At 62.3% G+C, this 19,250-nt stretch carries 20 protein-coding genes; 18 read left to right on the top strand and 2 right to left on the bottom strand.

What is annotated here, in order from left to right; translation table 11 throughout:
• Positions 1-11: 11 nt before the first annotated feature.
• Both DD235_RS14490 and DD235_RS14485 read right to left on the bottom strand, forming a co-directional pair.
• Positions 12-1,019, bottom strand: coding sequence for a FecR domain-containing protein (locus DD235_RS14490; protein ID WP_109062818.1), 1,008 nt, complete (start codon positions 1,017-1,019; stop codon positions 12-14).
• A gap of 8 nt (positions 1,020-1,027) precedes the next feature.
• Positions 1,028-1,543 carry a sigma-70 family RNA polymerase sigma factor gene (locus DD235_RS14485; protein ID WP_109062817.1) on the bottom strand — a complete coding sequence of 172 codons (516 nt, stop codon included), beginning with the start codon at positions 1,541-1,543 and terminating at the stop codon, positions 1,028-1,030.
• A 147-nt stretch (positions 1,544-1,690) separates the two neighbouring features.
• Here DD235_RS14485 and DD235_RS14480 point away from each other — a divergent pair, with 147 nt between their 5' ends.
• The 18 genes from DD235_RS14480 to DD235_RS14395 all read left to right on the top strand — a co-directional run bounded on the left by DD235_RS14480 (position 1,691) and on the right by DD235_RS14395 (position 19,244).
• Positions 1,691-2,602, top strand: coding sequence for a heme/hemin ABC transporter substrate-binding protein (locus DD235_RS14480; RefSeq protein ID WP_239990171.1), 912 nt, complete (start codon positions 1,691-1,693; stop codon positions 2,600-2,602).
• Between the two features lie 62 nt (positions 2,603-2,664).
• Positions 2,665-3,636 (top strand): FecCD family ABC transporter permease, encoded by a 972-nt coding sequence (locus tag DD235_RS14475; protein WP_109062943.1) that lies wholly within the window; start codon positions 2,665-2,667, stop codon positions 3,634-3,636.
• Positions 3,633-4,430 (top strand): heme ABC transporter ATP-binding protein, encoded by a 798-nt coding sequence (locus DD235_RS14470; protein WP_239990170.1) that lies wholly within the window; start codon positions 3,633-3,635, stop codon positions 4,428-4,430. The genes DD235_RS14475 and DD235_RS14470 overlap by 4 nt, the downstream gene beginning before the upstream one ends.
• 187 nt (positions 4,431-4,617) lie before the next feature.
• Positions 4,618-5,286 (top strand): response regulator transcription factor, encoded by a 669-nt coding sequence (locus DD235_RS14465; protein ID WP_109062816.1) that lies wholly within the window; start codon positions 4,618-4,620, stop codon positions 5,284-5,286.
• Complete coding sequence (locus DD235_RS14460; protein ID WP_109062815.1) at positions 5,273-6,757, top strand: sensor histidine kinase; 1,485 nt, start codon at positions 5,273-5,275, stop codon at positions 6,755-6,757. The genes DD235_RS14465 and DD235_RS14460 overlap by 14 nt, the downstream gene beginning before the upstream one ends.
• 122 nt (positions 6,758-6,879) lie before the next feature.
• Positions 6,880-7,086 (top strand): Flp family type IVb pilin, encoded by a 207-nt coding sequence (locus DD235_RS14455; protein WP_109062814.1) that lies wholly within the window; start codon positions 6,880-6,882, stop codon positions 7,084-7,086.
• Positions 7,087-7,104: 18 nt separating this feature from the next.
• Positions 7,105-7,656, top strand: a complete 552-nt coding sequence (locus tag DD235_RS14450; RefSeq protein ID WP_109062813.1) for an A24 family peptidase — start codon at positions 7,105-7,107, stop codon at positions 7,654-7,656.
• 43 nt (positions 7,657-7,699) lie between these two features.
• A complete protein-coding gene (gene cpaB, locus DD235_RS14445) occupies positions 7,700-8,623 on the top strand; it encodes a Flp pilus assembly protein CpaB (RefSeq protein ID WP_109062812.1) in 924 nt (307 codons plus the stop codon).
• A gap of 35 nt (positions 8,624-8,658) precedes the next feature.
• On the top strand, positions 8,659-10,173 hold the full coding sequence (locus DD235_RS14440; RefSeq protein ID WP_109062811.1) for a type II and III secretion system protein family protein: 1,515 nt from the start codon (positions 8,659-8,661) through the stop codon (positions 10,171-10,173).
• Positions 10,174-10,187: 14 nt separating this feature from the next.
• On the top strand, positions 10,188-10,838 hold the full coding sequence (locus DD235_RS14435; RefSeq protein WP_109062810.1) for a CpaD family pilus assembly lipoprotein: 651 nt from the start codon (positions 10,188-10,190) through the stop codon (positions 10,836-10,838).
• A gap of 21 nt (positions 10,839-10,859) precedes the next feature.
• Positions 10,860-12,089: a CpaE/TadZ family protein gene (locus DD235_RS14430; RefSeq protein ID WP_109062809.1), complete on the top strand. Its 1,230-nt coding sequence runs from the start codon at positions 10,860-10,862 to the stop codon at positions 12,087-12,089.
• An 11-nt stretch (positions 12,090-12,100) separates the two neighbouring features.
• Positions 12,101-13,564 (top strand): TadA family conjugal transfer-associated ATPase, encoded by a 1,464-nt coding sequence (locus DD235_RS14425; RefSeq protein ID WP_109062808.1) that lies wholly within the window; start codon positions 12,101-12,103, stop codon positions 13,562-13,564.
• A 1-nt stretch (position 13,565) separates the two neighbouring features.
• Positions 13,566-14,564, top strand: coding sequence for a type II secretion system F family protein (locus DD235_RS14420; RefSeq protein WP_109062807.1), 999 nt, complete (start codon positions 13,566-13,568; stop codon positions 14,562-14,564).
• Positions 14,565-14,573: 9 nt separating this feature from the next.
• On the top strand, positions 14,574-15,560 hold the full coding sequence (locus tag DD235_RS14415; RefSeq protein WP_239990169.1) for a type II secretion system F family protein: 987 nt from the start codon (positions 14,574-14,576) through the stop codon (positions 15,558-15,560).
• Positions 15,557-16,432: a tetratricopeptide repeat protein gene (locus DD235_RS14410; RefSeq protein WP_109062806.1), complete on the top strand. Its 876-nt coding sequence runs from the start codon at positions 15,557-15,559 to the stop codon at positions 16,430-16,432. Before DD235_RS14415 ends, DD235_RS14410 begins: the two co-directional genes overlap by 4 nt.
• On the top strand, positions 16,425-17,030 hold the full coding sequence (locus DD235_RS14405) for a TadE/TadG family type IV pilus assembly protein (RefSeq protein ID WP_204524250.1): 606 nt from the start codon (positions 16,425-16,427) through the stop codon (positions 17,028-17,030). The genes DD235_RS14410 and DD235_RS14405 overlap by 8 nt, the downstream gene beginning before the upstream one ends.
• Positions 17,027-17,674 carry a TadE/TadG family type IV pilus assembly protein gene (locus tag DD235_RS14400; protein WP_109062805.1) on the top strand — a complete coding sequence of 216 codons (648 nt, stop codon included), beginning with the start codon at positions 17,027-17,029 and terminating at the stop codon, positions 17,672-17,674. The genes DD235_RS14405 and DD235_RS14400 overlap by 4 nt, the downstream gene beginning before the upstream one ends.
• A gap of 4 nt (positions 17,675-17,678) precedes the next feature.
• Positions 17,679-19,244 carry a hypothetical protein gene (locus tag DD235_RS14395; RefSeq protein WP_109062804.1) on the top strand — a complete coding sequence of 522 codons (1,566 nt, stop codon included), beginning with the start codon at positions 17,679-17,681 and terminating at the stop codon, positions 19,242-19,244.
• Positions 19,245-19,250: the final 6 nt, after the last annotated feature.

Here is a 19,250-nt window from a genome sequence, read left to right as displayed (position 1 = left end):
AATTAATGTCTTCAGGCTGCTTCCAGCGTGACCCAATAGCGTGTCCGGTAGCGCAGGTGCAACTGCAGTCCGAGCGCAAGGGCCTGGAGTGCCTGGTCGGTATCGGCCAGCATGAAGGTGCCTGTGACAAGGCGTCCTGCAAGTTCCGGCGCACAGTCGAGGATACCGGGACGGTAGCGGCCCAGTTCTGTGAGAAAGGTATCCAGGCGCATCCGGTCCGCCACCAGCATGCCCTGTATCCAGGCGGAGGAGGTGGAAGCAGCCGGTTCGGACGGGGCGACCTGGTTTCGAGAAAAAAGTGCCTGCCGGCCTGCAGGCAAGTCAACGCTGCTGTCGCTGGCCTGACGTGGCGTGATCCGCACCATGCCATCCGTGACCGTGACCAGCGTGTGTGGATTGTCCGGCAGCGGATAGCGGACGACAAAACGCGTACCGATGGGACGCACCTGTCCATCTCGGGTTGCAACCAGGGTCGTCAGGGCGTGTGGTTCAGCGCCGCTGGTGATGGCGATTTCTCCGTGGTACAGCGTCAGCACGCGCTGCAGCCCGCCGGTATCGATATCGATGGCAGTCCGGGTATTCAGGATGATCCGGGTGCCATCGTCTAATGCCAGTTCGCGCTGCTCACCGCTGCCGGTACGGTAGTCGGCCAGCCAGCCGGGTACGGGTGTGCGATGTCGGCCGGCCCAGCCCAGCAGCAGGGCACCGCTGGCTGTGGCTGTCCATTTGAGCAGCTTGCGCCGGTCCTGGCTTTCGACTGTCTGGTGCAGGGTCTGGCTGACGATGGTGGGCGAAATGTGTTCCTGGCGTGTGATGCCCAGGTCCTGATGCAGGCCGGCAAATCGCTGCCAGGCCCGCTCGTGATCGGGATGTGCCTGTCGCCAGTGTTGCCAGGCGGCCAGGGTGGCATCGTCGGCTGGTTGCTCCAGGGTGACCAGCCAATGTGCGGCCTGCGCCACGATGGCGGGAGGCAGCGCCGCGGACTGCGTATCGACCGGGCCGAAGAGAGGACGTGACATGTGGCTGCCTACCCGTAGATGGCGGCGTAGCAGTGCTGCCAGGCCTTGAGCATGTCCTTCTGCACGATGTTGACGCTGATTTCCAGCTGGGCGGCGATATCCTGATAGCTGGCACCATCGATCTGGGCCAGCATGAAGATGCGCCGCATCCGCGACGGCATGGCATCCAGCATGGTGCATACCGCAGCCAGGGCTTCCAGCATCAGGGCCGTGGTTTCCGGGGAAGGGGCCAGGGTTTCGGGCTGGCAGGCTAGGCTGTCCAGGTAAGCCTGTTCGAGTGTGTGCCGGCGGAACTGGTCGATGGTCAGGCGCTGGGCGATAGTCGCCAGATAGCCACGCGGCTCGACCGGCACCTTGGCGATGCCGGTGCGCATGACGCGCTCGAAGGTGTCGTGTGCCAGATCCAGCGCATGCTGGTGATCGCCAGACAGCCTCCGACGCAGGAATTGCACCAGCCAGCCATGATGCTGGCGGTAGAGTGCGGAGACCGTGTCGGGGGCAATGTCGGGCTTGGGCGACAGCATATGCAATGCAATGGCGACGGAAATGATAATTGGCCTCGATTCTACTACTGAACGTGTCAACCTTAATAAAACTTAATCCACATTCGGCGGACCCTTGCGCATAATTGGTTTTCATTTTCAGTGGACAGCAGCGAGGGTGAGCGCCACATGCAACACATACGCAGAAAACTCCTGGCGCTGGCCGGGTTGATGGTGGCACCGATGATGGCGCGGGCGTTTCCTGGCATGCGGGCCGACCACGGGGGTGGTGCAGCCGTTTCCTGTGCGTCCGCGCCGGAGGGCCAGGCCCGGGTGGTCAGCCTGGGCGGCGGGATTACCGAGATCGTCTATGCGCTGGGGGCCGGCAGCAGGCTGGTGGGCGTGGATGTATCCAGTGTCTATCCGGCGGAGACGGCTTCCCTTGCGCACGTCGGCTATTACCGCAATGTGCCGGTGGAAGGGGTAGCCGCCTTGCGTCCGGCGCTGGTGCTGGCTTCCGATCAGTCGGGGCCGGATGGTGCGCTGGAGCAACTGCGCAGCCTGGGGATCCGCGTCGAAGTACTGCCGGATCAGCCCGATCTGCCGGCCTTGCAGGCACGCATCGAACAGGCGGCACGGGCCCTGGATTGTGCTGACGCGGGGCAGGCATTGGTGGCACGCCTGCAGGGGGAACTGTCACAGTTGTCGGAGGGCGGCCGCGAACTGCCGCAGCGTGCCTTATCTCTGGTTGCGCATACCAGCACCTTGCTCATGGCTGGCGAGGGAACTGCTGCCCATGCCACGCTGGCGCTGGCGGGTTTTCGCAATGCGATACCTGGGCAGCAAGGCTACAAGCCGGTCACGGCAGAATCCATGGCTGCTGCAGCACCGGACATGCTGGTGGTGACGGAAATGACCGTACAGGCACAGGGCGGCATGCAGCGCATGCTGGCGCTGCCGGCACTGGCGGCAACACCTGCTGTGCGCGAAGGAAGGGTTGTCGTGATGGCCGATGACCTTTATCTGACTTTCGGTCCGCGTCTGCCGCAGGCAGTTGCACAGTTGCGGCAGGCGCTGGTGCGCATGCCTGCCGATACATGATGCTGACGGCGACCTCGGCCAGCGGCACTGGGCAGGATGGGCGGCAGCGTTTTCTGTGCTGCATGAGCGCCATGCTTGTCTTGCTCGGTGGTGTGGTCGTCATGTCTGTGCTCAGTGGCGCTTATACGATCACGCCGGGCAGTGCCTTGCGCATCCTGACGGGTGGAGCCAATGCCGAGATGGCGTTGGACAGCCGTATCCTGCTGGATATCCGTTTGCCTCGCATTGTGCTCGGGCTGGTCGTGGGGGCTGGCCTGGCGCTGGCAGGGGCTGTGATGCAGGCATTGTTTCGCAACCCTTTGGCGGATCCGGGGCTGATCGGTATTTCCTCGGGGGCGGCGTTGGGTGCCGTGGCCGCGATCGTGCTGGGTGGCGGAGCTTTCATGACCCTGGTGCCTGCTGCCTTCGCGGGTAGCCTGTTGGCGACATTCTGCGCATATTTGTTGGGGCGGCGCACGGCGGGCGTGGCTGGCCTGTTGCTGGCTGGTATTGCGATCAATGCCGTTTGCGCCAGTGCGATCGGCTTGTTCAGCTTCGTGGCCGATGACAGTCAGTTGCGCAGTCTGACGTTCTGGACCATGGGCAGCCTGGCGCAGGGCAACTGGTCGGTGCTGGCGCTGCTGGCTCCCTGGACGGTGTTCTTCGGCTGGGTGTTGTGCCGACAATGGCGGGCACTCAATGCGCTGTTGTTGGGAGAGCGCGAGGCCATGCATCTGGGGTTTGAATTGCACCGGCTCAGGCGGCGTCTGATTTTCATGGTGGCGCTGCTGGTCGGACCGCTGGTTGCGGCGACCGGTGTGATCGGTTTTGTCGGTCTGGTGGTGCCGCATATCCTGCGTATGTTGCTGGGTGCGGATCACCGCTGGTTGCTTGCGGCAAGCATGCTGGGGGGCGCGATTGCCCTGGCGCTGGCCGACAGTCTGGCGCGGGTGTTGCTGGCACCTGCGGAGTTGCCTGTCGGGATCGTGACGAGCCTGGTGGGGGCACCGTTCTTTCTCTGGTTGCTGGTCAGGGCCGACAGGCGGGATGGATGATGGCCAATTCGCTGCAGCTTGAGCATATTCGCGCATTGCGCCAGAGTCGTCCCGTACTGATGGATGTGTCGCTGCAACTGGTACCGGGCGAGGTGCTGGGTGTGCTGGGTGCCAATGGTGCGGGCAAATCTACGTTACTGGCTGTCATGGCGGGTGAACTGGTTGCGGATGCAGGCCACGCGTTACTTGACGATGTGCCGCTACGCAGCTTGCCGGCGGTGCGGCAGGCTCGCAGCCGGGCCGTTTTGCCGCAGCAGGCTGCGCGGGGATTCGATATGCCGGTCGAGACAATTGCGGGCATGGGCGGGTACCCCTTTCCGGAGGTCGCGCCGGCCCGACTGAGCGCGGTTGTCGAGGAAGCCTTGCAGCAGGTGGGGCTGGCGCATGCCGGCCAGCGATCCTATGCCACCCTGTCCGGTGGTGAACAGCAGCGGGTGCAGTTTGCGCGGGCATGGGTTCAGACAGCGCTGGCCGTGGCTGCACAGGGCCATGCCTATCTGCTGCTGGATGAACCTGTTTCCAGCCTGGATCCTCGTCATCAGAATGCCTTGCTTTCGACGGCATCCTGTCTGGCACGACAAAAGCAGGTGGGTGTCCTGGCTGTGCTGCATGACCTGAATCTGGCCGCTGCCTGGTGTGACCGGCTGGCGTTGTTGTCCGGCGGTGTGCTGTTGGCATGTGGCAGGCCAGAGGAGGTCCTGGTGCCGGATCTGCTGGCGCAGGCGTATGGAGAACGGCCTGACGTACTGGCGCATCCGCTGGTGCCTGGACGGCCGCTGGTCCTGTTTTCCTGAGGGGATTAACCATCCGTGAGGCATGGTATCAACCAATTGTAATAATAATGGTAATGGTTCTTATTGGTAAATATAATCGCCTCCCGCCCTGTTGTGGCTGGTTCGCGAGCATGCGACCAAGCCTGTTCTGTGGCGGCGACAGCGGTTGCGCCCAGTCGCTTCCGTCAGCGCTGTCGGGGGAGTAGAGATGAGAGTTCTGGTCGTAGAAGATGATAGCAAGGTGAGTTACTGGTTGGGCAGCAAGCTGCAGACATCAGGGTATCAATGTACGCTGGTGGACAACGGCGAAGATGCACTGGCTGCCATCGAACGCGAGGCGTTCGATGTGATCATCCTCGACCGCATGCTGCCCCGGCTCGATGGCATCCAGGTGTTGCAGCGCCTCAAGGGGCGGCGGCATCCTCCCATCATCATCCTGTCTGCTGTGGATCAGCCCGATGATCGGGTAGAGGGCCTGCGCGCCGGAGCGGATGACTATCTGGGCAAGCCATTCGACTTTTCCGAGCTGTTGGCCCGCATCGAGGTGCTGGTGCGTCGCATGGGTGGCCAGGTGGATGAGGAGCTTGTCCTGTATGCCGCCGATCTGCGCATGGATGTGTTGCGTCGTGAAGTGCGCCGGGGCGATGCGGTGCTGGACCTGACCGACAAGGAATTCAAGCTGCTGCAGGTACTGCTCGAGCACAGTGGCCGCGTGGTGACGCGCAGCATGCTGTTGCAGCGGGTCTGGGGCTACGAATTCGATCCGCAGACCAACCTGATCGACGTACATATGTCTAAGTTGCGTGCCAAATTGGACAAGGGATTCGAGGCGGCGTTGCTGCGCACGATCAGGTCGGTTGGCTATGTCCTCGGATGAAGTGGCCGTCGGTCCGGCAAGGACTTTCGCGCAGACAATAAGGTCGCTGTGCGAGACCAGCTATTTCCGGCAGGCTTCCAGCATTGCCTTCATCTTCTTGCTGGTCACGCTGATGACCACCATCTGGAGCCGCTCCCTGATCGAGAACGTGCTCTACAACCATGTGCGCGAGATGGTGCTGTCCGATATCCGGGCGCAGCATGCGTTGGGCATGGACAGTGCGGCTCAGGTGCGCTCGGCGCTCTATACACGGGACTATCTGGAATATCGCACTGAGCGCAAGGTGCTGTTGCTGGGTCCCTATCAGCGGGTCGAATATGGCGATCCGGCGCTGCTGTCAGTGATTGGTTGCCTGGACATGGGATGCCATGGTTGGCGGCATGTCGAATGGACCGATGCGGACGGCAATCACGCCGAACTGCTGGGGCTGGTGGTGCCGTTGGCCGATGGCAGCGTGTACTTCAGCAGCTACGATATCCAGCCCATGATGGAGCGGGTCGGTATCCTGCCGCTGACCGCAGGAGCCAGCCTGTTCATCGTGCTGCTGTTCAGTACCGGGATCAGCGTTGCCTTTGGGGCCGATAGCCTCAAGCGCGTGGATACGATCCGCAGCGTGCTGCGACGCTATGTGGCGGGCGACAGTGCCGTGCGTACACCGGTCGGTCAGCGGCGCGACGAGATCGACCGGCTGGGCGAGAATATCAACCAGGCGCTGGCGCGGATCAACCGCATGATGGAAGAGGTCAAGAGCGCCAGCAGTCACATTGCCCACGAACTGGGCACACCCTTGACGCGCCTGCAGAACCGGCTGAGTTCGGCTGCCGAACTGACGGGCGATGTGGCTGTGCAGCAGGAAATCGCTCTGGCGGCAGAAGAGGCCGAGCGTATCCAGAAACTGTCCCGTGCCATCCTGCGGATTGGCGAGATCGAGTCCGGACGCTGTCTGCGTCAGTTCGAGTATCTGGATGCCGGAGGGGTGCTGACTGAGCTGGCTGACTACTACCGGCCGCTGGCCGAGTTGCGTGGCAATATGCTGACGGTCACGGTGCCGCCGGGCAGCAAGGTTTATGGCGACAGGGCATTGTTGATGCAGGCCATGTCCAATCTGCTCGACAATGCGCTCAAATATGCTGCGCCGGGCACGCCGGTCACGATGTTCGTGCGTACTATCGGCGATCAGATAGAACTGGGGGTGGCCGATCGTGGTCCTGGGATCCCAGCGGACCAGCGCGAAAGCACGCTGTTGCGATTCAGCCGGCTGCGGCAGACTTCGAGTGTGCCTGGTTATGGCCTTGGGCTGGCACTGGTGCAGGCGATCGCCAAGTTGCATGGTGGCGAGCTGGCTTTTGATGATAACGAGTACGCAGGCGCGGGCAAGACGCCGGGAGCGGGCGACGTTGGCATTCAGGTGCTGTTGCGGCTCAAGCGGCACCATGTGCTGCAGGGGCGTGCAGAGACAGCCCAAGTCTGATTTCGTGATTGCGAATGGCTTTCATTAAGTAAACTTAATGGAACCTTCGTTGTAAAAAATAGCAGCAAAGATAGAATTGATTTTTGTTTAGTTGCTCGCTATTTTTTACGGGATTCATCCAGATGGCCTCCAAGCTCAAACAGTTCCTGAACGACGAAAGCGGCGTGACCGCGATCGAATACGGCATCCTGGCCGCAGCAATGGCGGCCGCTGTCGCCGTGATCTTTGGCAATGATGGTGCCTTCATCAGCGCACTGCGCGGTAAGTTTGAAGATATCGCTGGAGACATCTCCGGTGCCGGCGAAGACGTCAAGACGTCCGCCAACTGATCTGACGGGCTGTTTGCCATGCCTATGCTGCCCGGAGCTCAATGGCTGCTGATTGCGGCACTGGCCTGGGTGGTGCTGTCAGACCTGCTCTATAGACGTATTCCCAACCGGTTGGTCTTGCTGCTTCTGGCGGTCTGGCTGCTGCATCCTTTGCTGGCTCTGTTTGGGCAGGGCCCTTGGGCGGCGGGCATCGAGTGGGGCGCGTGGCTGGGTTGGCCTTTGCTGTCCGCAGTGCTGGTGCTGGTGTTTGGCTATGGCCTGTTCCTGATCAATCGGGTCGGGGCGGGGGACGTCAAGCTCATGGCCGTATTGATGCTGTGGGCGGGCGATCACGGACTGATTTTCCTGATGGTGACATCCCTGGCAGGGGGCGTGCTGGCCTTGGCACTGCCTTTGCTGAACATGATTGAGCTGACACTGGCTCATGGCATGGTGCGCCTGGGCGCGCGGCTTCCGGGCCGCAATCCGCCATTGCCTCTCATCCTGGGTAATAACCGGCCTGCCGGTATTCCCTATGGCCTGGCCATTGCCGCCGGTGCCGCCTGTACCTTCGGGTTGATGGCGCGCTGAATACGCCTTGCCGACTTTTGTCGCGGTTTCGTTGTATCTGAACATGAAAACTTCTTCTGTTTTATTGCTGGCTGGTGCCTTGGTTCTGGCTGCCACTTCTGCCCTGGTTGCGCGTGCGCTGATGCGTCCGCCGCCGCCCGAGATCGTCGTCAAGGAAGTGCAGGTTGAGCCGCCTGCCAGTCGCCAGATACTGGTGGCGGCACATGACCTGACTCCAGGTGAGTTCATCGATGGCAGTGCGCTCAAGTGGCAGGATGTGCCTGTCAATGATGTGCGGGCCGGCGATATGGACGCAAACCGCGCCAATGAGCGGGAACTGTACGGTGCCACACTGCGCCGGCCATTGATGGCTGGTCAGTCATTCCGACCTGATGTGCTGGTCAGGCCTGGCGAGCCGGGCTTTCTGGCTGCCGTGCTGCAGCCAGGCATGCGGGCGATTTCCGTGCCGACCAGTGCCGTGGCCAGCAATGCAGGCCTGGTGGCAGCGGGTGACCGCGTGGATGTCATCCTGAGCCTGGAACGGAATGGTGTGGTTTCGGCCTCCGAGCCCGATCTGCCACCGCCGCTGGCGGCCGAAACGATCCTGCGCGATGTGCGGGTGCTGGCTCTGGGCGACATGGCAGCGAGCATCGTGCCGGCAGAAGCCCAGGGTGAGAATGCCGGGGCAGGCACAGGTCAGGCACGGTCTCCGCGTCAATATTTCGAAACCATCACACTGGAAGTCGATCCGCGCCAGGCCGAAAAACTGGCGGTGGCCAAGGAGTTGGGCACCTTGCATGTGGCACTGCGGCGCGTGGGTGATGACGTTGCCGAAGATGCCGGTGAGACCCATGTGACACGGCTTGCCGATACGACCGGCATTTTCCTGCGTACGGCACCGAGTGGTGGTGCCGGGCAACCGGCCAGGGTCAACCTGTACCTCGGCAGGCAGGTGCAGCCGGTCGTCTTTGGCGCAGGTGCGCAGTGACTTTTTCCAATCCGACTCTGATTTGCGTGAACCGAATGTCCAATCATGTTGCATCTGTCCAGCCTGTTAAGGGGGCACTGGTCTCCCTGTTGAGCGGGCTGTCCCTGCTCGTCACCACGCCGGCCTGGAGCCAGGACGTGCCATCTTCTGATACTGCTGGCAGCGCCATTGTCAACAGCAGTCCGTCCGAGTTGCCGCGTCATCTGCGCCAGGTCGAGGAGACCGGCCACATGACACTCAAGCTGCGCCAGGGCAACCTGTTGCGCCTGCAGCGTCCGGTGTCAAATGTTCTGGTAGCCGATCCATCGGTGGCCAGCGTGCAGGTGCCGTCGCCCAACAGCCTGTTCGTCTATGGCGAGAAGGTAGGGGCCACGACGCTCTATGCGCTGGATGAGAGCGATGGCATCATCGCCGCGATCAAGATCGTGGTCGAGTATGACCTGGCGACGCTGGTGGAGCAGATCAAGCGCGAAGTGCCTGGTGCCGATATCCAGATCGAGCCGTCGGCCAACGAGAGCCTGATCGTGCGTGGCAAGGTACGCACGCCGCTGCAGGCTCGGCAGGTCATCGAGAGTGCGCAGGCCTATTTGAACAGTGCTGCCGCCTCGCAAGGTGGTGCCGGAGGAGGCGGGGGCAGTGCGGGTGGTGGCGGCAGTTCGCGCAAGGTCATCAACCAACTCAAGGTCGAGCAGTCCGCACAGGTCAACATTCAGGTGCGGGTGGTCGAGATGTCTCGCACGATGTCGCATGAGTTGGGCTTTGACTGGGCTGCCGTGCTGAGTACGGGTCGGGGTGTCGCAGGGGCGGCAACCGGTGGGTTCGGCAATCTGTTTTCCGCGGCCTCGAATACGGCAGGCATGGTCAGCGGCATGAATGGTGTGATCGGCAGTGCAGTGCCTGCAGGTGGCGGTATTTCGGCGGGTGGTTTTCGTACTCGCGGCAACTTTGGCTTGGGGGTGTTGCTGACGGCTATGCAGGGCGAGGGCATGGCGACGGTGTTGGCCGAACCCAACCTCACGGCGATGTCTGGCGAAACGGCAGCGTTTGCCGCGGGCGGCGAAGTGCCCATCGTGATCATCACCAACAACAATGTCCAGATCGACTACAAGTCCTATGGCGTGATCCTGCGGATGACGCCGACCCTGCTGTCCTCCAACCGCATCAGCCTGCATATCGCGCCTGAAGTCAGCGAACTGACGGCCGAGGGCTCTGTCACCCTGGAAGGGGGGTCGACGATTCCGGCCTTTACGGTACGGCGCGCCGATACCACGGTCGAACTGGCCAGTGGCCAGAGCTTTGCCCTGGCTGGCATGTTGCGCAGCAATACCGGGCAGACGGTTCAGGGCGTGCCGGGCTTGCGCAGCCTGCCGTTGCTGGGTCGTTTTTTCGAACATGAACAGACCGAGCGCCGCGAAACCGAACTGGTCATCCTGGTGACGGCCTATGTCGTCGATCCGGTTTCGAAATCCGACCTGAAAGTACCGGGCCAGGGCATTCCCGATATCGATTCCCTGGTGCCGCAGCAGGCTGCTGCCGGCTATCTGTACTGAGGAGAACACAGTCCATGCAGAAAAATTCAACGCTTTCCCGCTGGTCCAGGCTGGCTGTCTCCGCGCTGCTGGTATCTGCGCTTGGTGCATGCATGACGCCGCCTGCGCAGCCGGTCGCGGTGCAACCCCAGGCCCTGGCGCTGGGGCTGGCGGTCACCGAGGATGGGGGGCTGGCTCCGGATGCGCTGGAGCAGGTCAATGAACTGTTGCGTCAGCAGGGCCGCATCAGCCGCCAGGCGCTGACGGTGGCACCGCTCAGCACGCAGGGGGTGCCCATGGCCGCCCGCCTGGCCGAGGCATTGCGCCAGGCCGGCGCAAGCGATGTGGCCGTGTTGCCGCTGGCCGGCATGGCAGCGCAGGAGGCCGCATTGGCCCAGGGCTGGGATCTTGAGCTGCGTTCGGAGTCTATCGCTGTGCAGGCGCAGGATTGCGGGCCTGCCAACAAGGATCTGAACCGCTGGCCGCTGACCTCGCATCCTTACTGGAGCCTGGGGCCGCTGGGTTGTGCCAACCGGCACAACCTGGCACAGATGGTCAGCGATCCGCGTGACCTGATCCAGCCCAAGGTGCTGGAATCCGCCGATGGTGTGGTGACGGCCGAAGCCGTACGCCGCTACCACGAAGACGAAGTGAAAGACCTGGTCGATATCGATTTCGACGAATAACGGAACAAGGCAGCAAGCGACATGAGCGAAACCGATATCCAGTCTGATCTTGCGGGCGATCCGCGTGTCACGGTATTCGTGGCGCCGGCCGATGTGCCGCAGCTGACCGACTACCTGGACCGTCTCGGACGGCCCCGTGTCGTGACGGCGGGGGGCGTGGCCGATGCTGCGGCATATTGTCGGCAGCAGGCGGCTCCTGCGATCCTTGTTGTCGATATCAGCCACGAGGCCCATCCCCTGCCTGCCCTGGGTGAACTGCTGCAGGCCGCGGGTCCTGCTTGTCGCCTGGTCGTGCTGGGCGAGCGCAATGACGTCAATCTCTATCGCAGCCTGCTCGGCGAAGGCGTGGTGGATTACCTGCTCAAGCCGGTGGCTTTCGACCAATTGGCCCAGGTGCTGCAGCGTGCCGATGATGACCAGCCGGTACAGGTGCCGGCTTCCGGTCGGACGATTGCCCTGACAGGAGCCAGCGGCGGGGCCGGAACCAGCACCGTGGCAGCAGGTCTGGCACTGGCGCTGGCACGTATCGGTCATGCGCCCCAGGCTCTGGTGGACTTCGACCGGCGCAATGGTGACCTGCCGCTGTTGCTTGGCACGGGGCCAACTGATGGCCTGCGGGCCGCACTGGATGCTGGCGACAGCGACCCACGCCTGCTGTTGCGGACCCTGTCTCGCATCAGCGACCGCATCTATCTGCTGGCCCAGCAGCCTGATATCGAGGCTGTTTCTCTGGACGAGGGACAGGCGCTGCAACTGGGAGCCGCGCTGTGCCGCCTGTTCGGACTGTCGATCTGGGACCTGCCGGCGCAGCGTGATAACGCCTGCCTTGAAGTGTTGCGCCATGCCGAAGTCCGTGTGGTATTGACCGACCTGACCGTGCAGGATGCGCGCAAGGTATTGCGGCTGCTGCGCGAGATCGGTGATGAGAGTGCCGGACAGCGTTTGTTGCTGGTGGCCAATGCAAGTCGCCAGGGCGCGCAGCCTGCCGTGCCTCGTGCGCAGTTCGAAGAGTTCGTGGGGCACAAGATCGATCTGTTGCTGCCTTGGGGCGGGTCGGCCCTGGCCGGCAGTCTGCTCAAGGGGCCGCTGGATCCTGATGCTGCACCGGCATTTCGTGATGCACTGGCGGGCCTGGCCGATCTGTTGTCTGGTCGCCAGCCGACCGTGGCTGCCCGCAATCAGGGCGGCGTGGCCGGGCGTTTGCGCTCGCTGTTCTCGCGTGATGCAACTGCGGTCCGCCGCGCAGCCTGAGGAGACGCGAGATGCTGGTACGAAAACCCGCTCCTGCGCCGACAGCACGGCCACAGCCGCGTGCGTCAGTCACGACAGCGGTTGCCTCGGCACCGATTGCTGTGCAGGATATGCCCGCGGCACACGAGCCGGTTGCAACGGTGCGTGTTCCGGTGGCTGCAGCCTCTGCCGTGTCGCGGCAGGCCGCGCCTGCCACACCTCGCGCGACGGGGCGTGCTTCCCAGGCGCTGACGCCCGAATCACTCAATCAGCGACGCCTGATCCGTACCCAACTGTTCGAGCAGATCGATCCGCTCAAGGCAGCGCGCATGGAGCGCGACCGGCTCAGGAGCCAGATCGACAGCGTCATCCGGCGTATCGCCGACGAACATCGTTTGCATCTGTCTTCGCAGGAAGAGGAAACCATCTCGCGTCAGATGTTCGACGAGATGATTGGTATCGGGCCAATCCAGCCGCTGCTGGAGGACGATACGGTCAACGATATCCTGGTCAATGGACCGCACCAGGTTTTTATCGAGCGTTTTGGCAAGCTGGAGCTCTCCCAGGTGTCTTTCCTGGACGAGGAGCACGTCTTCAATACCGCCCAGCGCATCGCTGCGGCGGTCGGCCGCCGCATCGACGAAGCCAATCCGATGGTGGATGCGCGTCTGGCCGATGGCAGTCGGGTCAATGTGATCACGCATCCTCTGGCGCTGCGCGGCACCACGATCTCGATCCGCAAGTTCATGCGTCGCAATCTGGCGCTGGAGTCGCTGGCCGAGCGTGGCGCGATGTCGATGGACATGGCTGACCTGCTGACCAAGGCGATGCAGGCCCGGCTCAATATCGTTGTGTCGGGTGGTACGGGGGCTGGCAAGACCACGTTGCTCAACGCGCTGTCCCAGAAAATCGATCCGACCGAGCGCATCATCACCATCGAAGATGCGGCCGAACTGCAATTGCAGCAGGAACACGTCATCACGCTCGAAACCCGGCCCGAAAGCGCCGAGGGCACCGGCAAGGTCGACCAGCGCGACCTGATGCGCAACTCGCTGCGGATGCGGCCCGACCGCATCATCCTGGGCGAGGTGCGTGGTGGTGAATGCTTCGACATGCTGCAGGCCATGAATACCGGCCACGACGGTTCACTCTGCACGGTGCACGCCAATACGCCGCGTGATGCCCTGCTGCGGCTCGAGAACATGGTGATGATGGCCAACATGCAACTGCCGCTGATGGCAATCCGGCGCCAGATTGCCAGTGCCGTTGATCTGGTCGTGCAGATTGAGCGCATGCGCGATGGTGCGCGTCGTGTGGTCTCCATCGTGGAGCTGGGCGGCATGGAAGAGGATGTGATTCAGACCCAGGAACTGTTTGCCTTCCGTACCCGCTCCATCAGCCATGCCGGGCAGGTCATCGGCGAGCACGTATCGGGTGGGGTGCGGCCACTGTTCTATGCGGACAAGGCACACCTTTTCAAGCAGGATGGGCATTGAGATGAGTGCTCTGCTGGACCTGTTCACGCTGCTGACGTTTCTGGCCGTATTTGCCGGCATCTATGCGCTGCGCGCCTTCAGCCGTCGCCAGCGTCTGGCGGAACAGGCTGCGGCGCGCCTGGCACAACTTCAGGTGGAGTTGCAGCCCGAACTTGCTGGTCGGCCAGGTCTGGCCGGCGATGACGAAGTCTCCATCCTGCAGGATGGGCAACAGGCCTTCCGGATGGCTTCTTGGCCGCTGGTAGGGCCCTGGCTGGCACGCGCCCATGCCAATCTCGACGTGCTGGGCTGGCGTGAGAACCTGCGTCTGAGGCTGGTGGTGATGGCGGCACTGGCATTGATCGGCGGCCTGTTGCTGGGCCGGCGCTCACCGGCACCGCTGCTGGTCGGATCGCTGTCTGCGCTGGTGCTGTTTGTGCTGATCGGGCTGGTGACCTACCGCAGGGCGCTGGATCGCTATCTGGAAGCATTGCGCACGTCCCTGCCCGAGGCCATTGATGCCATTACCCGTACTTGCCGCGCTGGTGTACCCCTGCACAGTGCCTTTGCGATTGCTGCCGAGCACCTGCGCAGTCCGTTATCGGCCGAATTGCTGCAGATTGATCGATGGCTGCGCCTGGGAGTGCCGCTGCGTCGCGCCATGATCGATTCGGCCCAGCGCGTGCCGATTGCCGAATACCGTTTCTTTGCCGTCATCCTGATCATCAACCAGGAAACCGGTGGGCGGCTGGGCGAGACGATGGATCGCCTGAGCGCAACCTTGCGCGCGCGTGCCGAACTCAAGATGAAAGTCATGTCCAAAACTTCCGAGGCACGTGCGTCAGCCAAGATCGTGGCGGCGCTGGTACCGTCGGTAATGGCCTATATGTACGTCAATGCGCCCGAGGATTTCCAGTTTTTGCTGAACGATCCTGCCGGCATCAAGGTCACGGTCTACGCGGTCTGCAGTGTTGCACTGGGGCTGCTGATTACGCACTTGATGGTGCGCCGAGTGGCCTAGGAGAGCGACATGGATGGCTTCTTTTCCGATCCTTTCGTGCAGTTCATGCTGCTGATGCTGGTCCTGGGTGTCGTCCTCGGCGGCTGGGTGTTGCGTGCCGGTGGTGTGCGCAGCAGCGATCTGGGCCAGCGCCTGCGCGACTATGCCATACAGCAGGATGCGCAGCGCCGGGATATTCTCAATGCCGGTGCAGCTGCCGATATCCTGCGTGATGCCGGGCGACCCGGATCGGTGCGTCTGGCGCAGTGGATGGATCGCCTGGCGGCCTTCGGCAATGCGCTGGCCGGCAATGACAAGGCGCGTCGCGAACAGGCTGTATTGCTGGCTCAGGCTGGCTATCGCTACAGCGATGCCGGCGGGCTGTTCATCGCTGTCAAGACGCTCAGTGGCCTGGCCTTGCTGTTGTCGGTACAACTGGGCTGGCTGGATGCTTCCAATCGCCTGACGCTGACCGGGCTGGCGATCTCGCTGGTGGCCTGGTTCGTGGGGTCGCTGTTGCCGGAACTGTATGTCAAGTCGCGCGCCGCACGTCGTGCCGAGCGGCTTACACGCAGCGTGCCGGATGCCCTTGACCTGATGGTGATCTGCGCGGAGGCAGGCCTGCCGCTAGGCCGCATCTTCAAGGTGGTGGCACGCGAGATGGCCCTGAGCGCGCCAGTCATGGCGGAAGAACTGAGCTACACCGAAGCCGAACTGCAACTGGTATCCGAGCGTAGTCTGGCATTGCTCAACCTTGCCGAGCGCACCCGTGTGCCTGCCATCGAAAGCATGGTGGCCTCGCTTGTGCAGGCCGAACGTTACGGCACGCCGTTGGCACAGGCGCTGCGCACCATTGCCGACGAAAGCCGCACTACCCTGATCCTGACGCTGGAAGAGCGGGCCGGCAAGCTGCCGGCACAACTCAGCCTGCCCCTGATGACCATGATTCTTCCCCCCATTGTTGCGCTCATGGCAACGCCTGCCCTGGTGCGCGTGATCCGGATGCTGACCGAATGAAAACTTCCCTCAAGACCCTCTGCGCTATTGCGCTGGTTGCCGCCCTGGGAGGGTGCGCCAGCCTGGGCGGTACCTCTGCATCGACAACGGCCGCGGCCGACAAAGAGCTGACTGGCAGCCTGGCCGAAGGCCTGCGTCTGGCTCGTATGCTGCGCGATAACGGCCGCATGGAAGGCGCTGCAGGCATTTATGCGCGTCTTGACCAGCGTGGCGAGCTCAAGGGCGCGTTGCTGCTCGAATATGCCACCGTGGCGGCGACCGTCAGCTCGCCGCGTCAGGCACTGGCCTTGTTTGGCCGTGCCCGGCAGGAGATGGGGGGCGACCCCATGGCATTGCCCCCGGCGACCGGGGTGGCGCTTTGCAACGGCCTGGGCCGCGCCCGCCTGGCATTGGGCCAGACCGATGCGGCGCTCGGGGATTTTGATTGCGCCTTGAAGCTGGATGCAGTCAATACGGTGGCACTGAACGGCAAGGCCGTGATCCTTGATGCCCAGGGCGAGCACGAACAGGCGCAGGTACTCTGGCGTCAAGCCCAGGAGATCGATCCCGCTGATTTCACGTTGCTGAACAACCTGGCCCTGTCCTATCTGTCGCAAGGCAAGACGGACGAAACCATCCGCCTGTTGCGCCAGCTGGACATGCCCAGGAACATGCCTACGCTGACCCTCAACCTGGCTCTGGCCTATCTGCTGGAAAACCAGCCGGAACAGGCCGATCAGGCATTGCGGCAACTGGTCTCAGAGCGTCAGGCCGAGCAATTGCAGGCGCAACTGATGCGCTACAGCACTCGCATCCGCGAGGGTGAGCCCGTTGCTGCCGAATTGCTGGTTGCTAGCCGCCAGATGCTGGCGCTGCAGGATCAGGATGAGTAAGACCATGTGCCTGCACAGGATAGCCATCCTGCAACGGATCAGGCACCGGCATGTCGTCATGGGCCGATACGCCCGGTCTGACGAGTGCGGCGCAATTGCTACCGAAACGGCCTTCCTGATCCCGGTGGTGCTGGTCGGCATCATGATGTTCATGGAACTGGCACGCATCATGCTGACCATCAGCATCGGCAGTACGGCCATGGATGCCGCTATCCAGTCACTGCGACGCGAAGACCGGCTCGACGTGGACTCGGTCAAGACGCTGGTGGCTGAGCGCATGGCTGACCGGCGCTACTCCTATGGCTATCTGGACCCGGATGATATCCGGATCGAAGTCGAGCATTTCGACTCGCTGGAGGCATTGGGCGGCGGGCAGTCCGTCGATGACCGTGCTGCGTCCGGCAGTGCGCAGGGCGAGGACGACGATGCGATCAGGGCTTCACAGTCGCGACCGGTCTGGAGCATTACGGTGGACGTGCGCAAGCAATACATCACGCCACTGCCCACCTTCCTGACGCTCGAAGATGCATTCCGCTATCGCTTCAAACAGGTATTGGGTCATCTGGATGAAACCGAAGGGCAGGAGAGCGGCGCATGATGCCTTTCATACGTGCGATTTTTGGACGTTTTTGCAACTCATTTTTGTTGAGGTTGCGGTTTGATGAGCGTGGTGGTGCGGCCGTCGAGACGGCCTTGCTGCTGCCGCTCATTGTGGCCGGTGGTTTGCTGTGTGTGGATCTGTTCAAGGTCGGCATCGAGCGCACACGCATGGAACAACTGGCTGGATCTGCCGCCATCACGCTGTCGGTGCAGCAGAAGCTGGGCAAGGCGGGTCTGGATGGCCTGTACGAGACCTTGTTCAAGGTAGAAGGGCTGAAGGATGTGCGAGGTCGCCACCAGATGGTGGTCAGCAATGTGACCATGCCGTCGCGTCGTATCTGGTGGAGCCTGAGTCGGGGTGGCGATGGGGTCTGCGCGGAAACTGCGCGGGAAGGGACCTATGAGGGCACGCTGCCCGTGGATGCCGAACTGGATGGCAATGGAGATCCCGAGAACGACACACACTCGCTGATCGTGGTGCGGCTGTGCCGCACGGTAGACGATATTTCGATGGAGCATCTGGCGTTGCCGGACAGGCTGGCCGTGGTGTCGGTGAATCGTGCTCTGGCGACCAATGTGGATCTCGACGAGGTTCTGCTGGCCGAGGCGGTGGGCGCGATCGTGCAGGAAGAGAGGGAATAGAGACATGTCGCGGTTCAGCAAAATGGCCGGGTATCTGGGGAAAGCATGGATGTCGGTGCGCGTGTTTGGCCGTGACGAGCGCGGCGGCATGGCACCCTTCATGGTGTTGGGAATCGCCGGCGTGATGGTTGCCGGGGCCTATGCGTTCGATGCCACGCGCATGACGACCGGGGCGGCGCAGTTGAAGCGGGCGACCGATGCTGCGGCGATGGCTGTGGCCGTGGATGGCATGGGGGATCCCGACATGAGCGCTCCGCGGCTCAATGCCCTGGCCGAAGAGTATGTGCGCGCCAACCTGGGCATGGATTCGGTCGTGTCCAGCCAGTTGGGTGATATTCGTGTAGAGGTGGGGCGCAAGGAGCCAGGCCGGACCTACAAGGTGCGGGCAGAGTTGCAGCCGGTATCGGTGTTGTTGGGAGCCGGGAGCGGCCCGGTCGAAGTGCATTCGACAGCTTATGCGGAGAATCCCAAGACCGAGGTTGCGATTATCCTGCCTTCCGAGGGGGATTTTTCCATATCGGCCGCAGAGCGTACGGCGTTGGCGGAGATCGCCAGTGACTTTGTCGATGACCTGTTCGGCGGATCATCGGCCGATACCCGTGCCAATCTGCGCGTTGCCGTGGTGCCGCATGGTGATGGCGTCAACGTGACGCCGCAAGGTCAAAACCGCCTCAGCCGGTTGCGCCAGTGGGTACCGCCCAATATCGTATCCAGGCCAGTGGATTTCCTGGGCCGGACCTTCCCATGGAACAGCAGCACGCCGCGCGTGACCACTCATGCGTCTCCCTTGATGCCCGACTCACGGACCAACAGGCTCTGCCTGACCGATAGAAGGCAGACCGAGTCGCGCTATTGGTGGCGAGGCCCTGCCGCACAGGCGTTTACGGTCAACTATCGCCTGGATCAGACCAACGAGTGGCAGTATCAGTACCGGATACACGTCTACAGCAATAACAACAGCGATTTTTTCCAATACATTGTCGATGACCTGGCCTGCCCTCGGGCCCGCTTCCTGCCCCTGGAAGAGTCGCGCAGCAAAATCAAGGAAAGCATCTGGGAAAACGCTGAGCATCCCAGTTTCAATCAGCGCTACAGCCCGGGCCTGATCTGGGCCGGCCGTGCGCTGTCGCCCGATATGCGAGGCGCTGCGGGCTGGGGCGATGCTGTCCATCCGCTCGATTTCGAAACGGACAACAGTGATAACCGCAAATATATCGTCATGTTTGCCAAGCTGATCGGCGACTGGTTCCTTGATCCATATGGCAACTCGGGTTCCGGACAGAATACCCGCAGCGCTTTCGAAGGGCTGTGCCGGGAATATGTCGACGTAGGAATCAAGACCTATTTCCTGGGGTTGAGCACGGTCGAGCCTGATCATCACATGTTGTCGGCCTTTGGGCAGGTGGTTGCGCCGGGGCTGAAAATCTGTACCGATGGTGACAAGCGTTACAGCTATGTAATGGGCAGCGTTTTCAATGCCGGCAGTGTCAGGACGGACTTTCGCAACCGGCTCAAGGCCATTGCCGAAGAAATACAGAAAAGCAGTAGCGGCGTACGTTTAATTGAATGAGTTCTG

It is taken from the genome of Corticimicrobacter populi (assembly GCF_003123725.1).
Classification (GTDB): domain Bacteria; phylum Pseudomonadota; class Gammaproteobacteria; order Burkholderiales; family Burkholderiaceae_B; genus Corticimicrobacter; species Corticimicrobacter populi.
The sequence above is the reverse complement of the archived record's forward strand: the minus strand, read 5'-3'. Positions and strand labels throughout refer to the sequence as shown.